The sequence below is a fragment of the Planobispora rosea genome (genome assembly GCF_014648175.1).
Taxonomy (GTDB): Bacteria; Actinomycetota; Actinomycetes; order Streptosporangiales; family Streptosporangiaceae; genus Planobispora; species Planobispora rosea.
On record NZ_BMQP01000005.1, the window covers coordinates 240383 to 257205 of the forward strand.

Below are 16823 nucleotides of genomic sequence, written 5' to 3' on the forward strand. Positions count from 1 at the left end.
TGGACATTGGACAAATGGGAAGCCGCCCCGGACCTCGCCGGGAACCAGGTCAGTCGTTCTGGAGGAGGCCCATCCCGGGCGGGAACCCGGCGCTCTCCGCCTGCCCGGCCGGGGACGCGCGGTACCCGGCGGCGAAGGCGGAGTCGAAGCCCTCCGGCCCGAGCCTGTCGCGCAGCGCGGCGGGCAGCCCGAGATCGGGGACCAGGACGTCCCGGGACGCGGGGTCGAGCCGCTCGGCGGCGCCGAGCAGGGCGGCGGCGCGCTCGAAACGGCCGGTCGCGTGATCGGCCCCGGCGAGCAGGCGCAGGCCGAGCGCGGTGATGCGCACGTCACCGAGGCCGACGGCGATCCGGGTGCCCTCGGTGAAGTGCCGCCACGCGCCTTCGTGGTCGCCGTGGGCGGACGCGGCGCGGCCCAGGCCGAGCAGGCAGCGGACCGCGCAGCGCAGGTCGCCGATCCGCCGGAACTCGGCGAGCAGGCCGATGAGGCGGGCCCGCGTGATGACGTGCTCCCCCCGGTGCTGGTCGAAGGTGGCCTGGTGGAGCTCCGCGTGCAGCCGTTCGTGGTCGTTGCCGCCGGTCCGGGCCAGGTGCGCGGATTCGGCCAGCCAGCCGGGCACGTCGTCCAGGCGGGTCCGGCTCTCGATCGCCCGGATGGCCATCTGGTTGAGGCAGTTGGCGCGCTTGACGTGGTCGCCGAGGCGGCCGAACAGCTCCGCGGCGTGGGCCAGCCGGGCCATGGTGGCGTCGACGTCCCCGGCGAACACGTAGCCGGACAGCGCCATGGCGCGGTGCCAGTCGTCGCCCAGCCGAGCGAAGGTCTCCGCCGCCCGGGTCAGGTGCCCGGGCGAGTCCGCGCGCCGCTCGCCGTACCGCATCGTCCAGCCGAGGGCGAGCAGCGCGAGCGCCCGGTCGTGGTCGGTGCCGCCGGCCGCCATCCGGTACGCCCGCTCGGCGCACTCCCGCGCGCGTTCCGCGTCCTGGTAGCACAGCACGACGGCACAGGCGATCGCGGCCCGGAAACCCAGGTCACCGTCCGGCAGGGGCCGTTGGAGCAGCCTGTCGAGCCAGTCGAATATCTCGCCGTTGCACCCGACGTCCTCCCACGCCGTACCGATGCCGGCGATGAACTCCCAGGCCGCCGTGGTGTCGTCCCGGTCGAGGGCCCAGCGCAGCGCGGCTCTCAGGTCCGCCGAGCGGTGGTCGATCCAGCGCAGCGCGGCGGCCTGGTTCCGGCCGCGCAGGTCCGGCGCTCCGGCCACGGCACGGCGCAGATGGTGGCGGGCGTGCTGCTCACGCGCCGTCTCCGCGGCGCCGCGCGCGAGCAGCCGCCGGTACGCGAACTGCCGGACGCTGTCCAGCAGGCGGTATTCGGTGGTCTCGTCCCGGCGCCGGGAGGAGACCAGCGACCGGTCCAGCAGCCGGGAGAAGATCCGGATCAGGTCGGCCGAGTCCAGCGGCGGGTAGGCGAGGACCTGGGCCGCGGTGTCGTAGTCGAACGCGCCCGGGAACACCGAGCAACGCTCCAGCAGCAGCCGTTCGTCCTCGCCCAGCAGCTCGTAGCTCCAGGTGAGGGCCTCCTCCAGGGTACGGTGCCGGTTCGGGGAGCCGCGCGCCCCGTCGGTCAGCAGGGTGAAGCGGTCGTCCAGCCGGGTCAGCAGCTCGGCGGGCGTGAAGAACCGGGTCCGGGCGGCGGCGAGTTCGATGGCCAGCGGCAGCCCGTCCAGCCGGTCGCAGATCATCGCGACCTGCCGGGCGTTGCCGGCGGTGATCTCGAAGCCCGGTGAGGCCGTGGCCGCCCGGTCGGCGAAGAGCCGGCCGGCGCCGGAGTCCAGCACGGCGGCCGGGCCGCCGAGTTCGGCGGGCAGCGGCAGCGGCGGGATCTCGTAGACGACCTCCCCCGCCAGGTGCAGCGCCTCGTGGCTGGTGGCCAGCACGTGCAGGTGATCGGTGACGGCCAGCAGATCGGCCAGGAGCGCCGCCGCGGGGCCGGTCACGTGCTCGCAGTTGTCCACCACGAGCCAGTGCCGGCCCTCGGCGAGGGTCTCGCGGATCAGGGCGCGCAGCCGGGGTTCTTCTCCCGCGACCCTCAGGGCGTCGGCGAACGCCCGTTCCACCGGGTCGCCGGGGGCCACGGGTGCGAGATCGACCAGGACGGCCGGGGGCAGCGTGGTCACCGTGTGGGCCAGGTGCAGCGCCAGGCGGGTCTTGCCGGTGCCGGCGGGGCCGGTCAGCGTCACCAGCCGGTGCGTCCCGAGCAGCCGGCGCAGGTCGCCGATCTCGCGGGTCCGGCCCACGAACGACGACAGCGGCCTGGGCAGGACGCCGCGGGGCTCGCGACCGGCGCGGAAGCGGGCCGCCGCGTCGACCAGGGCCAGCCGGTTGCTCCCGCCGAGCTTGCGCAGCAGCGACGACACGTGGCTCTCCACGGTCCGTTCCGACAGCCGCAGCCTGGCGGCGATCTCCTGGTTCTGCAGGCGGTCGCCCACCAGCCACAGGACCTCCACCTCACGCGGTGTCACGCCGGACTACCGCAGATCGGGGAAAACGTCCGAGCCCATGAACCCGAGTATGTCGCCATCCGGACGGATGTACATGTCCGGTACTGAGCGTGTTCTCCGTAGGAGATTTCCGTACTGAGCACGGATGTGAGGGACATACGGCGCGCGATGGAATGACGGCGTTCGTCACAGGGCTTCCCGCACGCCGGAAACACATGATCCGCAACGGACCGGCGTGCACCTGTGACGCGGGCGACGTGCTTGGCACGTTCCACGGAATCCGGCGAAACGAGTGAAGGAGAAACCCATGGCAGGCAAGGCTGTCATCAGTCTGACCACCGGCATGGAGGACCCCGAGCGGGTCACGGTGGCGTTCCTGGTCGCGCTCGGCGCGGCCGAGCAGGGCCGGCCGACGCTGATGTTCCTCACCAAGGAGGCCACCCGGCTGGCCCTGGAGGGCGTCGCGACCGGAGTCGCGTGCGACGGCTGCCCGCCGCTGGCGGACCTGCTGGCGCGGTACGTCAAGGCGGGCGGGACCTACCTGGTCTGCCCCCTCTGCTTCGACTCCCGCAAGCTCGACAAGAGCGGGCTGATCGAGGGAGCGGAACTGGGCGGCACCGTGCCGATGTGGCAGTGGATCGGCGACGAGGGGGCCACCACCTTCAGTTATTGAGGCCGTTAAGCGGTTGTCAAGCCGGCGCATACCGGGGCGGCGCATCGTTGGAGGCTGCAGCCGGGCAGGGGAACCAGGGGCCCGGCGCAGCTGGGGGGATGTCTGTGACCACCGCGTACCACCTGGAAGAACGCCCGGACGCCCACGGGGACGTCGAGTCGTCTCTCACGGCGGCCGAACGCGCCCTGTACGCCGAGGGCGACCTGCACACCGCCCGATGGTGGTTCGACCTGGCCTACAGCGCGGCCGAGCAACTGGGCGACGGCCCGGCGATGGCACGGGCCGCCCTGGGACTGGGCGGGGTGTGGGTGCACGAGCACCGCACCGCCGCGGAGGCCGCCACGGTGCGGGCGCGCCAGCGCCGCGCCCTGGCGGCCGTCGCCCCGGACACGCCTCTGGCGGTACGGCTGCGCGTCAGGCTGTGCGCCGAGGAGGACTACCGCCGCGGCACGCACGGCACCGTCCTGCGGGCGCTGGCCGAGGCCAGGAGCAGCGGTGACGCGGTGGCGACGGCGGAGGCGCTGAGCCTGGCCCACCACTGCCTGATGGATCCCCGCCACCGCGAGCTCCGGCTGGAGCTGGCGCAGGATCTGATCGGCCAGGCGGCCTGGACCGGCCGCCGGAGTGACCTGCTCATGGGGCTGCTGTGGCGCGGCGTCGATCTGTTCCTGGCCGGTGACGCGCACGCCGAACGGTCCCTGCGCGAGCTGCGCGAACTGCTGGCGGTGGAGGACCATCTGGCGGTCGGGTTCGTGGTGGACGCGATCGAGGTCATGCTCGCCATCCGCGCGGGGCGCCTCGCCCACGCCGAGACGCTGGCGGCCTCCTGCGCCGAACGGGGTCACACCGCCGGCGACGACGACGCCGTCGGCTGGTACGGCGCCCAGATCGCCGTGATCCGCTGGTACCAGGGCCGTATCGGCGAGCTCGTCCCGGCCCTGGAGAAACTGGTGCGCACGCCCGCGCTGGGCTCGGCCGACTACGCGTATTTCGCGGTCCTGGCGGTGGCCGCCGCCGCCGCCGGAGACCGGCATCTGGCCCGGGGGATGCTGGCCCGGCTGCGCGGAACCGGGCTGGCGGACCTGCCCCGCGGCAAGAGCTGGCTGGCGGCGATGCACGGCGTGGTGGAGGCGGCCCGGCTGCTCGACGACGCCGACACCGCCGCCCAGGCCTACGACCTGCTCACGCCGTTCGCCGATCTCCCGATGATCGCCAGCCTGGGTGTGGCCTGTTTCGGCTCCACCCACCTGGCCCTGGGCACGGCCGCGCTCACCGCCGGCCGGATCGACCGCGCCGTGGAGCACTTCGGGCAGGCCGTCGAGGCCAACCTGGCGCTGGGCCACTGGCCGGCCGTGGCCCTGTCCCGCTGGCGGCTGGGCCACGCGCTGATGTCGCGGCGCGGGGCACGGGACGAGGCGGCGCGCGGGGAACTGGCCCTGGCCGAGCGGGAGGCCGACCGGCTGGGCATGGTGCTGCCCGCGTGGACGGCGCCCCATACGGTAGGGCCGGGCGCCGGATCGAGCGCTGGACCGGCCGTCGGACCGGCCACCGGACCGGCCACCGTGGTGTGCCGCCGCCATGGCCGCCAGTGGCGGCTGGAGCTGGCCGGCCGGAGCGTCCTGGTCGACGACAGCGTGGGCATGCGGCACCTGGCGGTCCTGATCGCCAACCCGGGCCGGGAGATCCGCGCCGCCGACCTGGCCGCGGGCCCGGCCCTCCCCGCCGAGGAGTCCTCCCGCGACGAGTCCGTCTCGGCCCAGCCGCTCCTGGACGAGCAGGCCAGGCACGCCTACCGGGAGCGGCTGGCCCAGCTGGAGGCGGAGATCGAGGAGTTCGAGTCGCTCAACGACATCCGCCGTGCCGAGGCCCTGCGCGCCGAGCGCGACTGGCTGATCACCGAACTGGCCGCCGCCACCGGCCTGGGCGGGCGGACGCGCCGGTTCACCGACGGCCAGGAACGGGCCAGGATCGCGGTGGGCAAGGCCGTCCGGCGCGCGCTGACCCGCATCGCCGCGTCCGATCCGGTGATCGGCGAGGAGTTGCGCGCCACCGTCCACACCGGCCTGCGCTGCTCCTACCACCCCCGGTGACCTCCCCGTACGGTCTGCCCGGCCGTCAGAGCCCCGGCGGCCGCGCGGACGGAACGGGCGGGGGACGCGATCGCCTGGTAGAACCGACCCACCTGATCGACCGTCCGGAAAGGACCCCTCATGGCCGGATCCCTCTCCCCCGCCGTGCCGTACGGCTCCCGCGTCCGGGGCTGCCTGATCGGCGGGGCCGTCGGTGACGCGCTCGGCAACCCCGTGGAGTTCATGTCGCTGAGTGAGATCCGCTCACGTTTCGGCCCGTCAGGGCTCACGGAGATGATCGAGACCGAGATCACCGACGACACCCAGATGACGCTGTTCACCGCCGAGGGCCTGACCCGTGCCCGGCTGCACGGCGGTGACGCCCTGACCGCCGTGCGGGACGCCTACCTGCGCTGGCTCGACACCCAGATGCACCGGGCGCCGCTCCCCGAGGACGGCGGTTTCCGCACCGGCTGGCTGCGTGCCCAGCAATGGCTGTACGCCCGCCGCGCGCCAGGCAACGCCTGCCTGTCCGGCCTGGACTCCGGCATCGTCCCTCCCCCGCCCGCGTCTCCCCTGGACCGCGGGCCCGTCAACCCCGGGTCCAAGGGGTGCGGCACGGTGATGCGCGCGGCCCCGTTCGGTCTCCTCCCGGACACGCATGGCCCGGACCCGGCCGCGCGGAGCGGCGACGGGACGGCCCCGGAGCCCGGACCGGTCGGCGACCCCGTCGCGCTGGCCGTCGCCACCGCCCGTATCACCCACGGCCATCCCACCGCCGCGATCTCTTCCGGTGCCCTGGCGCGTCTCATCGGTCGGCTCGTCTGCGGCGACCCCCTGCCCAGGGCCGTCGCGATGACCGAGGGCTGGTTGTCCGCCTTCGACGGCCAGGACGCCGAGCAGCGGGAGACCGGTCTGGCCCTGCGTACCGCCCGGCGGCTCGCCGCCAAGGGCGATCCCGCCCCGGAGAAGGTGGAGAGCCTGGGCGGCGGCTGGGTCGCCGAGGAGGCCCTGGCCATCGCCGTCTACTGCGCCCTGGCCGAGCCCGATCCCCGCCGGGCCCTGCTGCTGGCGGTCAACCACTCCGGCGACGCCGACTCCACCGGCGCGATCTGCGGGAACATCCTCGGCGCGGCGTACGGCGAGCACGCCCTGCCCGGCGACTGGGCGCGCGCGGTCGAGGGACGCGACACCGTCCTCCGGGTCGCCGACGACTTCACCGCCGCCTTCACCGCCGCCTTCACCGCCGATTCCGCCCCGGCCGGCGACCTCGCCGCCCGCTACCCGTCGAACTGACGGACCGAGGCGGGGCGGATCAGGGCGGATCAGGGCGTGAGGATCAGGCGGACGGGGTTGCCCTCCTTGCGGTCCAGGCGTTCCACCGCCGCGGCGGCCTCGGCCAGGGGCAGGGTGCCGCTGATGGACCGGCCCAGGTCGAGACGGTGGTGACGGGTCAGGTCGACGAGCTGGGTGACGTGCTCGGGCGCGGACCCGTAGTGGCCGAGGATCTGCTGGCCGAAGTAGGAGAACGGGATGCTCTGGGTGATCGTCAGCGGGGCGGGGGTCAGGCCGACCAGCACGAGCCGCCCGCCCGGGGCCAGACACGAGACGGCCTGCTCCCGTACGGCGGGCGCCCCGGCCATGTCGAGGGCCAGCTCCAGTCCCCGCCCGCCGGTGGCCTCCAGGAGCCGGTCCCGCAGGTCGGGCGCGGCGGAGTCCAGGGCGAGGTCGGCGCCCAGGGCGAGGGCGCGCTCGCGGGCGGCCCCGATCGGATCGACCGCGATGATCGGGGCGGCCCCGACCAGGTGGAGCAGCTGGACGGCGTGCGCGCCCAGCCCTCCGACGCCCCAGACCCCGGCCGGGCGCGCGGGCGCCGCCCTGCCGGTGGAGACGATCGCGGCCCAGGGGGTGGAGACGGCGTCGGGGATGATGGCCGCCTGCTCGAACGGCAGGCCGTCGGGGATGGCGACGAGGGTGTGCGGGGCGGCCAGGGCGTACTCGGCCCAGCCCCCGTCGTAGTCGACGCCGCGGGTGAGGACCTGCAGGCACGGCTCGACGAACCGGACGCAGTTCGCACAGCGCCCGCAGCGTTCCCCGGCCTGGAGCAGCACCCGCTGCCCGGCCGTCCAGGACGCGGGGACGTCCGGGCCGAGGGCGTCGATGACCCCGGAGACCTCGTGGCCGAGGGTGACCTTGTCGGAGGCGAGGAAGAGCGGGTTCAGGGTGCCGTCGATCAGGTGGACGTCCGACAGGCACACGCCTGCCGCCCTCACCTTGATCCTCACCTGGCCCGGACCGGGCTCGGGGACGGGGACTTCCTCGACGGCGAAGGTCTTGTTCCGGACGTCGAGCCGCCCGGCGAGCATGGTGTCGGTCATCGGACCTTCCTGGTACGCGAGTGGAACCGGCGACGGTGGGCCACCGGTCTCCCCTTACCCGCAGGTCGCCGGAAGGAGCACGGCGCCTCATGATCGGGCCATGGCGGCACATGGCGGCACATCGCGGCGCGTGACGGCACCCTGTCCGCCCGGTGCCCACCGCATCCATCCGGTCTCACGGTTCCGCCGTCGATATCCGGGCAGGAAGCGAGGGACCAGACCGTGTCCGTACATACGACACGGACAGGGACACGACAGATAAGGGGGCGGTCCATGCCTCTCGTCAACCGAGATTGCGTCCGGAAGCTGCTGGAGTCCTCGGACCCCGGCGCCACTCTGGTGTTCGTCCGTGGCGACTGCGTGGTCCTGCCGGAGCAGGAGATCGACGACGCCCACCGGGGGCTGGTCGTCATGAGCCGCAAGGATCTGACCAGGCTCCTTCCCGGCGGCGGCACGATCACCGAGCAGCAGCTCGACACACTGGCCGACCGGCTCGACAACATCGTCCGGGATCTGGGCGCCTGACCGCGGCCGCCGGGGTCCGGGCCCGCCGACGGTCGCGGACCCGGACCCGGGGGTCAGTCCTGCGCCATCATCCTGACGAACTCCTCGAAGGAGAACCGTCCGTCGCCGTCGGCGTCGGCGTCCCGGCGCAGCGAGCCGATCGCCTCCGCGGGGAGGTCCGGGAAGTGCCGGACGAGCTCCTTCTCCGTGATGAAGCCGTCACCGTCGCCGTCGATGGCGGTGAACGTCTCCCGCAGCTCGGTCAGCCGCTCCTGCGACATGTGCCCTGCCTTCCGTAGTACGAGTCGGCAGACAACATACGGGATGCCGGAACCGGCGGGGAGTCTGGTCCGGATCCGGTCATGTTCCGAAATCCGCCGCATACGACGGATGAGACGGTGCTTTGAGGGCTCACAGTGGAGTTTTGTGCAATGCACAATGTTGTTCTGCACATGTGACAAGCGATCCCGGTTCCGTCTACGTTGACCGGCGTGTTCGACGTGCTCATCCATGGCGGCCGGGTGGTCGACGGCACCGGCGCCGCGCCGTACCCCGCCGACGTCGGCGTCCGCGACGGCCGTGTCGCGGCGGTCGGCGACCTGTCCCCGGCCGATGTCACCGGCGCGGTCCGCGTCGACGCCGCCGGCAGGCTGGTGGTCCCCGGTTTCATCGACGTCCACGTGCACGGCGACGCCACCGTGCTGGACCCGGGCATCCAGCTGGCGGCGTTGCGGCAGGGCGTCACCACGTTCGTGCTCGGGCAGGACGGGCTGTCCTTCGCGCCATCTTCGCCGCAGACGCTGCGCTTCGTCACCCGCTACTTCTCCGCGATCAACGGTGCCCATCCGGGATTGGACGGCGGACCGGTGAGCGTGGCGGAGCTGCTGGCCACCTACGACCGGACCACCGCCCTCAACACCGTCTACCTGGTCCCGCACGGCACGGTCCGGCACGCCGCCGCGGCCGACCCGGCCGCGATGCTGCGCATGGTGGAGCGGGGCCTGGAGGAGGGCGCGGCGGGGCTGTCCAGCGGCCTGGAGTACATCCCCGGCCGGTACGGCGACGCCGACGAGCTCGCCGCGCTGTGCGTGCCCGTCGCGCGGGCCGGCCTGCCGTACGTCACCCACATGCGCGGCTACGAGGAGAGGGCGGCCGCGGGCATGGCCGAGGCCCGGCTGATCGCCGAGAGGTCCGGGGCGGCGCTGCACGTCTCGCACTACCACGGCCCCGGCGCGGAGCTGGCGGGGATGATCGACGACGCCCTCGCGGCGGGCCTGGACGTCACCTTCGACAGCTACCCGTACCTCAGCGGGTTCAGCATCCTGGCGATGGTCGCCCTCCCGCGTGACCTCGACGACCCGGATCTCGACCGCATCGTGGAACGCCTGCACGATCCGGAGGTACGGCGCCGCCTGGCCCGCGAGACCGACCCCGCCCTCTGGCACCGCGCCGTGCTGGCGCACGTGCCCGATCCCGGTCTGTCCTGGGCCGAGGGCCGGAGCATCGCCGCGGCCGCGGCCGAGGCCGGGCGGGAGCCCGCCGCGTTCTGCGCGGACCTGCTGGTCGCGACGCGGCTGGCCGCGAGCTGCGTGTTCGCCCAGCCGCCGGGCAACGACGACGCCTCCATGCGCCTGCTGCTGCGCCACCCGGCCCAGCTGGGCGGCTCCGACGCCATCCACATCGGCGGCCACCCGCACCCGCGGGCCTTCGGGACATTCGCCCGTTTCCTCGGCCGCCACGTCCGCGAGCTGGGTGACTGGACCTGGCAGGAGGCGGTCGCGCACCTGGCCTCCGGCCCCGCCCGCCGCTTCGGCCTGGCGGACCGGGGCACGATCGGGCCGGGCACGGCGGCGGACCTGGTCGTGATCGATCCGGACCGGGTGACCGACACCGCCGACTACGCCCGGCCCCGTGTCCTGGCCCAGGGGATCGACGACGTGCTGGTCGGCGGCGTGCCCGTGCTGGCGGGCGGCGCCCTGACCGGCGCGCGGCCCGGACGTCCCCTGCGGCCCCGGGGAGCGCTGCGGTGAGCGCCCCGGAGTCCGGCCCCGGACGCAACCAGTCGGCCTCGCTCCGCCGGGCGCTGACCGTGCTGGAGTACGTGCGCGACCACACGAGCACCGGCCAGGGGTTGACGCTGTCCCGGCTGGCCGAGGCGCTCGGCCTGTCCAAGAGCACCGTGCTGCGGCTGGCCGTCCCCCTCGTCGAGGCCGGACTGCTGGACCGCGACCGCCGGAGCGGCGCCTACCGGCTCGGGCACGGCGCGCTCCGCCTCGGCCAGGCCTACCTGTCCACCCTCGATCTGCGCTCCGTGGCCGCGGAGGAGACCCGCGAGCTGATGCGCCAGGTCGACGAGACCGTGCACCTGGTCGTCTACGAGCCCCCGTACGTCGTCTACATCGACAAGGTCGAGAACGAGAGCAAGGTGCGCATGGCCTCCCGCGTCGGCAGCCGGGGACGCCTGTACTGCACCGCCGTCGGCAAGGCGATCCTCGCCTGGCAGCCGGAGGCGGTCGTGGAGGAGACCGTGGCCGCCGGGATGCCCGCCCTCACCCGGTACACGATCACCGATCCGGTACGGCTCCGCACCGAGCTGGCCCGGATCCGGCAGCGCGGTTACGCGGTCGACGACCGGGAGAACGAACCCGAGGTCCGCTGCGTGGCGGCGCCCATCTTCAACCACGACGACGCCGCCACCGCCGCCGTCTCCGTCTCGGGCCTGACCTCGCGGATCACCGCCGCGCGGGTGCGCGACCTGGGGCCGCTGGTGGCGCGGGCCGCCCTGGGCATCTCCAGGAAGCTGGGATCGTCCCGATGACCGCGTTCCCGCTCCCCCGTCCCTCCGGCCTTCCTTCCCGTCTTTTTCCGTCCCTTCCGACAGAACCGGAGCCCGTTCGATGACTGACCTGGTGACGCTCGGCGAGACCATGGCCCTGTTCACCGCCCGGCGCGTCGGCGCGCTCCGGCACGCGCGCGACTTCGACCTCGGCGTGGGCGGCGCGGAGTCGAACGTGGCGATCGGCGTCACCCGCCTGGGCCTGCGGGCCTGCTGGATCGGCCGGGTGGGGGCCGACGAGTTCGGCGAGCTGGTCCGTTCCACCCTGGCCGGGGAGCACGTGGACGTCTCCCGGGCCGTCGTCGACCCGGACGCGCCCACCGGGCTGATGGTCAAGGGCCGGCGCACCGCCGAGCTGGTGGACGTGCACTACTACCGGGCGGCGAGCGCGGGTTCCCGGCTCCGCCCGGCGGACCTGGACACCGGCCTGATCCGCTCGGCCCGGGTCCTGCACGTCACCGGGATCACCCCCGCGCTGTCGGCCACCGCGCTGGAGGCGGTCCGCGCCGCGGTGGCCGAGGCGCGCGCCGCCGGGGTGCCCGTCTCGATGGACGTCAACTACCGCCGTGCCCTGTGGGCGCCCGACCGTGCGGCCGCCGTGCTGGGTGAGATCGTCAAGAGCTGCGACGTGCTGTTCGTCACCGAGGCGGAGGGGCGGTTGCTGACCGGGGACGGCGATCCCGCCGTACCGGCTCCGGGCGGGGTCCCCGCGGCGCCGCCCGCGCCCGGCGGCCCCGCCGGGCTGGCCGCGGCCCTGGCCGCCCTGGGCCCCCGTCACGTGCTCGTCAAGCTCGGGGCGCACGGCGCGGTGGAGTTGTCGGAGGGCGAGGTACGGCACGGCGCGCCCTACCGGGTCACCGAGCTGGACCCGGTCGGCGCCGGGGACGCCTTCGCCGCCGGGTGGCTGGCCGGCTGGCTGGCCGGGGCGGACCCGGAGCGGCGGCTGGCCACGGCCTGCGCCGCCGGGGCGTTCGCGGTGACCGCGTGCGGCGACTGGGAGAGCCTCCCCCGGCGTGCGGATCTGGAGTCGCTGGTCCTGGGGGTCACGGGCGACGCGGTGCGCCGGTAGCCGTACCTCCGACGGGGCGCCCGTAACGGAGGACCCCGCAACGGAGAAGGACCCCCGTGACGTCACGGGGGTCCTTCCATGTCCGGGCGGATCGGCCCCGGGAGGGGGCCGGCCACAGCGGCCTTTAGTAGATCCTTTAGTAGATCGGGCGCGAGGAGGAGCGCAGCCGCTCCAGGGCCTCGGCCAGGATCTGGGCGCCGTCCTTGTCGCTGCGACGCTCCTTCACGTAGGCGAGGTGCGTCTTGTAGGGCTCGTTGCGCGGAGGCGCGGGCGGGTTGGCCTGGTCCTGACCGGCCGGGAGACCGCAGCGCGGGCAGTCCCAGAACTCGGGGACGGCCGCGTCGCTGGCGAAGCTGGGGCGCGTCTCATGCATGTTCGCGCACCAGAACGGGACCCTCACACGGGGAGCCGCCTCGCCACGCTCAGCCTCTCCCATCGGGCCGGCGCCGACGCGGCTGCCACGGATCGCGTTGCCACTACCCACGGATGAACTCCTCGCTCGATGGCCCCGCCGCTCGGGATACGGGGGGCTTAACCACTGTCACGCTTCCGGCGGGCCCGGATCGGGCCCGGCGCTTGCCTAGGGCCTAAGGAGCAGTCCCAGGGCGATGATGCACACGAACCAGACCACCCCGGTGATGATGGTGAGCCGGTCAAGGTTGCGCTCCACCACGGAGGAACCACCGAACGACGACGAGAACCCGCCACCGAACAGATCCGACAGACCGCCGCCCTTGCCCTTGTGGAGCAGGACGAGCAAGATCATCAGCATGCTCGACAGGATGAGGGCGATGGAGATTCCGATTGTCACCGTTGGACCTGTTTCCTTATTGCGCGCGACCCGCGTCCGGGGCGCGACCCCTTTTGTATGACGCCGTACGGCGTGACGATTCAAACTTGCTCTAAGAGGGTACGACCTGTTGTCAAGTCGTACCCTCCGAATGGCCCAGTCAGCCCGACATTTCGCCGAACCGGCAGATCTTGACGAACTCTCCCGGATCGAGGCTCGCGCCACCGACCAGGGCCCCGTCGACGTCCTCCTGGGCCATGATGCCGGAAATATTGTCCGACTTGACCGAGCCGCCGTAAAGGATGCGGACCTTGGCGGCCACCTCGCCGTCGTACAGCTCGGCGAGCCGGGCCCGCAGCGCCCCGCAGACCTCCTGCGCGTCGGCCGGGGTCGCCACCTCGCCGGTGCCGATCGCCCAGACCGGCTCGTAGGCCAGCACGATCGAGGCTACCTGCTCGGCGGGGATGTCGCGGAGCGCCCCGTCGAGCTGCGCGACGCTGTGCGCCACGTGACCGCCGGACCGACGGACCTCCAGGCCCTCCCCCACGCACAGGATCGGCGTGAGCGAGTTCCGGTGGGCGGCCTTCACCTTCGCGTTGACCAGCGCGTCGTCCTCGCGGTGGTACTGCCGCCGCTCGGAGTGGCCGATCACGACGAAGGTGCACCCGAGCTTGGCGAGCATGGCGCCGGAGATCTCCCCGGTGTACGCGCCGCCGTCGAAGGGCGACAGGTCCTGCGCGCCGTACACGATCCGCAGCCTGTCGCCGTCCACCAGCGTCTGCACGCTGCGCAGGTCGGTGTACGGCGGCAGCACGGCGACCTCGACCTTGTCGAAGTCCTTGTCGTTCAGCCCGAAGGCCAGCTTCTGGACGGTGGCGATGGCCTCCAGGTGATTGAGGTTCATCTTCCAGTTGCCGGCGATGAGGGGTTTGCGCCCTGCGGTCATCTGCTATCCCTCCAGCGCGGCGAGTCCGGGCAGGGTCTTGCCCTCCAGGTATTCGAGGCTGGCCCCGCCACCGGTGGAGATGTGCGAGAACCCGTCCTCGGGCAGGCCGAGGCGGCGCACGGCCGCGGCCGAGTCGCCACCGCCGACGACGGTGAACGCCTGCGCCCGGACCAACGCCTCGGCGACCGCGCGGGTTCCCCCGGAGAACGCCTCGAACTCGAAGACGCCCATCGGGCCGTTCCAGAACACGGTCTTGGCGTCGGCCAGCTTGCCCGCGAACAGCTCGCGGCTGCGCGGGCCGATGTCCAGCCCCTGCCGGTCGGCCGGGATCGCGGTGGCGTCGACCACCTCGTACTCGGCGTCCTCGGCGAACTCGACGGCCGCCAGCACGTCGACGGGGAGGACGAGCTCCACGCCGCGCTCGTCGGCCTCACGCAGGAAGCCGCGCACCTGGTCGAGCTGGTCCTCCTGGAGCAGCGACTGACCCACCTCGAAGCCCTGGGCCTTCAGGAAGGTGTAGGCCATGCCGCCGCCGATGAGCAGCCGGTCGACCTTGGTGAGCAGGTTGGCGATGACGCCGAGCTTGTCGGAGACCTTCGCGCCGCCGAGCACCACGGCGTACGGCCGGGCGGGGTCCTCGGTCAGGCGCCTGAGCACCTCGACTTCGGTGACGACCAGCCCGCCCGCCGCGTGCGGCAGGATCCTCGGCACGTCGTAGACGCTGGCGTGCCTGCGGTGCACCGCGCCGAAGCCGTCGCCGACGTACAGCTCGGCGAGGCCGGCCAGCTTCTGGGCGAACTCCCCGCGCAGGGCGTCGTCCTTGGACTCCTCGCCCGCCTCGAAGCGCAGGTTCTCCAGCAGGGCCACCTGGCCCTCGCCCAGGCCCGCCACGACGGACCGGGCCGACTCACCGACCACGTCGCCCGCGAAGGCCACATCGGCCTCCAGGAGCTCGCTCAGCCGGCGCGCCACCGGGGCCAGGGAGTACTTCGGGTTCACCGAGCCCTTCGGGCGGCCCAGGTGGGCGCAGACGATCACCTTGGCGCCGCGGCCGGCCAGGTCCCTGATGGTCGGCAGCGAGGCGCGGATGCGGCCGTCGTCGGTGATGACGTCCCCCTCCAGGGGGACGTTGAGGTCGGCGCGCACGAGCACGCGCCGGCCCTTCACGTCGAGCTGGGACAGGTCCTTCATCAGAGGTTGGCACCCACGAGCTCGATGAGGTCGCCCAGGCGGTTGGAGTAACCCCACTCGTTGTCGTACCAGCCGACGACCTTGACCTGGTTGCCGATGACCTTGGTCAGCGGGGCGTCGAAGATGCAGGAGGCCGGGTCGGTGACGATGTCGGCCGAGACGATCGGGTCCTCGTTGTAGCTGAGGAAGCCCTTGAGCGGGCCCTCGGCGGCGGCCTTGAGCGCGGCGTTGACCTCCTCGACGGTGGTCTCGCGGCCGACCTCGACGGTGAGGTCGGTGGCCGAGCCGGTGGGGATCGGCACGCGCAGCGCGTAGCCGTCCAGCTTGCCCTTGAGCTCGGGCAGGACCAGGCCGATCGCCTTGGCGGCGCCGGTGGAGGTCGGGACGATGTTCAGCGCGGCGGCGCGGGCGCGGCGCAGGTCCTTGTGCGGGGCGTCCTGCAGGTTCTGGTCCTGCGTGTAGGCGTGGATGGTGGTCATCAGGCCCTTGGTGATGCCGAAGGTGTCGTGGATGACCTTGGCCATCGGCGCCAGGCAGTTGGTGGTGCAGGAGGCGTTGGAGATGACCGTGTGGTTGGCCGGGTCGTACTGGTCATGGTTGACGCCCATGACGATGGTGACGTCCTCGTTCTTGGCCGGAGCCGAGATGATGACCTTCTTGGCGCCGTTCTCGGCGTGGACACGGGCCTTCTCGGCGTCGGTGAAGAAACCGGTGGACTCCACGACGACGTCCACGCCCAGGTCGCCCCAGGGCAGCTTGGCGGGGTCGCGCTCGGCGAAGGCCTTGATCGCCTTGCCGTCCACGATGATCTCGTCGGCGGTGCTCTTCACCTCGTACGGCAGGCGGCCGAGGATGCTGTCGTACTTGAGCAGGTGGGCGAGCGTGGCGTTGTCGGTCAGGTCGTTGACCGCAACGATCTCGATGTCCTTGCCGCTGGCAGCGACCGCGCGCCAGAAGTTGCGGCCGATGCGGCCGAATCCGTTGACGCCTACGCGGATGCTCACGGTGCCGATCTCCTCGTACGTCGGTGCGCCGGCCGGGTGGACCGGCGACTTGGGCGGGCTGATACCTCATCACGAACCCTAGCGGAACCCGATTGGTTTAGACCATTGGTGGTCCCCCCTTGGCCCGGGCCCGCATTTCGCATGAATTCCGGGCCCTTACCGGACTTTTCCAGTAGAGTCCCGCACTCGTCATAACCGTGCGGCGATCGCCGGACAGTGCCGATCGCCGCACGGACCCCTCAACCGCACAGAAAGCCGCGATGACAGACATGACCCCCCAACCCCGTAGCGGCCTGGTACCCGGCATCGTCGTCGGGCTCCTCGCCGCCGTCCTGGGCGCCGCCGCCTACGGCGCGTTCATCACCGTCACCGAGCTCGAACTGGGCCTCGTCGCCGTCGGCGTCGGCGTCCTGGTCGGCCTGGCCATGATGGCCGTCAAGCCGACCAGCCCGGTGCTGCCCGCGCTGGCCGCCCTGTTCTCCCTCGCCGGAGCCGCCCTGGGGACCTTCCTCGGCGGCGTCGGCCTGGTGGTGAAGGCCGCCGGTGACACCGTCTCCTACGGCCAGGCTGTGAGCCTGGTCGCCGAGGTCTTCCCCGAGGCCATTCAGGAGGACCCCAAGACCCTGTTGTTCTGGGTGATCGCCGCCGCCGCCGGCTTCGCCTTCGTGAACAAGCGCGTCAAGGCCGCCCGCGAGGCCCTGGCCTCCGCCTCCTTCCCGCAGCAGGAGAGCGGGCAGCCGGTGGACAACTTCAAGCCCAACAGCCAGGGCTGAGCGGTACGGCAGCCGCCGGCGGCCGGGCCCGGCCGACTCCGTCTCCGCCGGGCCCGGCCGCGGCCTGCGGCATACGGGCGGCGGCCCGGT

At 72.9% G+C, this 16823-nt stretch carries 16 protein-coding genes; 8 read left to right on the forward strand and 8 right to left on the reverse strand.

Annotated features, from left to right (window positions below):
• Positions 1-49: 49 nt before the first annotated feature.
• Positions 50-2521, reverse strand: a complete 2472-nt coding sequence (locus IEZ08_RS07285; protein ID WP_189241879.1) for an ATP-binding protein — start codon at positions 2519-2521, stop codon at positions 50-52.
• A gap of 286 nt (positions 2522-2807) precedes the next feature.
• Here IEZ08_RS07285 and IEZ08_RS07290 point away from each other — a divergent pair, with 286 nt between their 5' ends.
• From IEZ08_RS07290 to IEZ08_RS07300, 3 genes are all read left to right on the forward strand, one after another.
• The gene (locus tag IEZ08_RS07290) at positions 2808-3173 is read left to right on the forward strand and encodes a DsrE family protein (RefSeq protein WP_068924159.1); all 366 of its coding nucleotides are present in this window, start codon (positions 2808-2810) and stop codon (positions 3171-3173) included.
• Between the two features lie 104 nt (positions 3174-3277).
• A complete protein-coding gene (locus IEZ08_RS07295) occupies positions 3278-5263 on the forward strand; it encodes a hypothetical protein (protein ID WP_229802965.1) in 1986 nt (661 codons plus the stop codon).
• A gap of 120 nt (positions 5264-5383) precedes the next feature.
• Positions 5384-6538, forward strand: coding sequence for an ADP-ribosylglycohydrolase family protein (locus IEZ08_RS07300; RefSeq protein WP_068924161.1), 1155 nt, complete (start codon positions 5384-5386; stop codon positions 6536-6538).
• Between the two features lie 29 nt (positions 6539-6567).
• On the opposite strand, the gene IEZ08_RS07305 is transcribed toward IEZ08_RS07300, so the two are convergent.
• A complete protein-coding gene (locus IEZ08_RS07305) occupies positions 6568-7620 on the reverse strand; it encodes a zinc-binding dehydrogenase (RefSeq protein ID WP_068924162.1) in 1053 nt (350 codons plus the stop codon).
• 273 nt (positions 7621-7893) lie between these two features.
• Here IEZ08_RS07305 and IEZ08_RS07310 point away from each other — a divergent pair, with 273 nt between their 5' ends.
• The gene (locus tag IEZ08_RS07310) at positions 7894-8145 is read left to right on the forward strand and encodes a hypothetical protein (protein WP_068924163.1); all 252 of its coding nucleotides are present in this window, start codon (positions 7894-7896) and stop codon (positions 8143-8145) included.
• A 53-nt stretch (positions 8146-8198) separates the two neighbouring features.
• Here the strand turns inward: IEZ08_RS07310 and IEZ08_RS07315 are convergent, their stop codons facing one another.
• Positions 8199-8405 carry an EF-hand domain-containing protein gene (locus tag IEZ08_RS07315; RefSeq protein ID WP_068924164.1) on the reverse strand — a complete coding sequence of 69 codons (207 nt, stop codon included), beginning with the start codon at positions 8403-8405 and terminating at the stop codon, positions 8199-8201.
• 210 nt (positions 8406-8615) lie between these two features.
• Here IEZ08_RS07315 and IEZ08_RS07320 point away from each other — a divergent pair, with 210 nt between their 5' ends.
• From IEZ08_RS07320 to IEZ08_RS07330, 3 genes are all read left to right on the forward strand, one after another.
• Entirely contained in the window at positions 8616-10154 is a 1539-nt protein-coding gene (locus IEZ08_RS07320; protein ID WP_189241880.1) for an N-acyl-D-amino-acid deacylase family protein, read from the forward strand.
• Positions 10151-10942 carry an IclR family transcriptional regulator gene (locus tag IEZ08_RS07325; protein ID WP_068924166.1) on the forward strand — a complete coding sequence of 264 codons (792 nt, stop codon included), beginning with the start codon at positions 10151-10153 and terminating at the stop codon, positions 10940-10942. Before IEZ08_RS07320 ends, IEZ08_RS07325 begins: the two co-directional genes overlap by 4 nt.
• 79 nt (positions 10943-11021) lie before the next feature.
• Complete coding sequence (locus IEZ08_RS07330) at positions 11022-12029, forward strand: sugar kinase (protein WP_189241881.1); 1008 nt, start codon at positions 11022-11024, stop codon at positions 12027-12029.
• Positions 12030-12165: 136 nt separating this feature from the next.
• Here the strand turns inward: IEZ08_RS07330 and IEZ08_RS07335 are convergent, their stop codons facing one another.
• From IEZ08_RS07335 to gap, 5 genes are all read right to left on the reverse strand, one after another.
• Positions 12166-12513, reverse strand: a complete 348-nt coding sequence (locus IEZ08_RS07335; protein ID WP_084780255.1) for an RNA polymerase-binding protein RbpA — start codon at positions 12511-12513, stop codon at positions 12166-12168.
• Positions 12514-12609: 96 nt separating this feature from the next.
• Entirely contained in the window at positions 12610-12840 is a 231-nt protein-coding gene (gene secG / locus IEZ08_RS07340; RefSeq protein ID WP_068924168.1) for a preprotein translocase subunit SecG, read from the reverse strand.
• A gap of 139 nt (positions 12841-12979) precedes the next feature.
• On the reverse strand, positions 12980-13765 hold the full coding sequence (gene tpiA / locus IEZ08_RS39370) for a triose-phosphate isomerase (protein WP_068924169.1): 786 nt from the start codon (positions 13763-13765) through the stop codon (positions 12980-12982).
• 3 nt (positions 13766-13768) lie between these two features.
• The gene (locus IEZ08_RS39375) at positions 13769-14956 is read right to left on the reverse strand and encodes a phosphoglycerate kinase (RefSeq protein ID WP_068924170.1); all 1188 of its coding nucleotides are present in this window, start codon (positions 14954-14956) and stop codon (positions 13769-13771) included.
• The gene (gene gap / locus IEZ08_RS07350; protein WP_189241882.1) at positions 14956-15960 is read right to left on the reverse strand and encodes a type I glyceraldehyde-3-phosphate dehydrogenase; all 1005 of its coding nucleotides are present in this window, start codon (positions 15958-15960) and stop codon (positions 14956-14958) included. The genes IEZ08_RS39375 and gap overlap by 1 nt, the downstream gene beginning before the upstream one ends.
• Positions 15961-16229: 269 nt before the next feature.
• Between gap and IEZ08_RS07355 the strand changes: the two genes are divergently transcribed.
• Positions 16230-16733, forward strand: a complete 504-nt coding sequence (locus tag IEZ08_RS07355; RefSeq protein WP_068924172.1) for a hypothetical protein — start codon at positions 16230-16232, stop codon at positions 16731-16733.
• Positions 16734-16823: the final 90 nt, after the last annotated feature.

Coding starts and splice junctions, on each gene's coding strand:
- IEZ08_RS07290 (WP_068924159.1), top strand. CDS start 2,808: ATGGCAGGCAAGGCTGTCATCAGTCTGACCACCGGCATGGAGGACCCC.
- IEZ08_RS07300 (WP_068924161.1), top strand. CDS start 5,384: ATGGCCGGATCCCTCTCCCCCGCCGTGCCGTACGGCTCCCGCGTCCGG.
- IEZ08_RS07305 (WP_068924162.1), bottom strand. CDS start 7,620: ATGACCGACACCATGCTCGCCGGGCGGCTCGACGTCCGGAACAAGACC.
- IEZ08_RS07310 (WP_068924163.1), top strand. CDS start 7,894: ATGCCTCTCGTCAACCGAGATTGCGTCCGGAAGCTGCTGGAGTCCTCG.
- IEZ08_RS07315 (WP_068924164.1), bottom strand. CDS start 8,405: ATGTCGCAGGAGCGGCTGACCGAGCTGCGGGAGACGTTCACCGCCATC.
- IEZ08_RS07330 (WP_189241881.1), top strand. CDS start 11,022: ATGACTGACCTGGTGACGCTCGGCGAGACCATGGCCCTGTTCACCGCC.
- tpiA (WP_068924169.1), bottom strand. CDS start 13,765: ATGACCGCAGGGCGCAAACCCCTCATCGCCGGCAACTGGAAGATGAAC.
- IEZ08_RS39375 (WP_068924170.1), bottom strand. CDS start 14,956: ATGAAGGACCTGTCCCAGCTCGACGTGAAGGGCCGGCGCGTGCTCGTG.
- IEZ08_RS07355 (WP_068924172.1), top strand. CDS start 16,230: ATGACCCCCCAACCCCGTAGCGGCCTGGTACCCGGCATCGTCGTCGGG.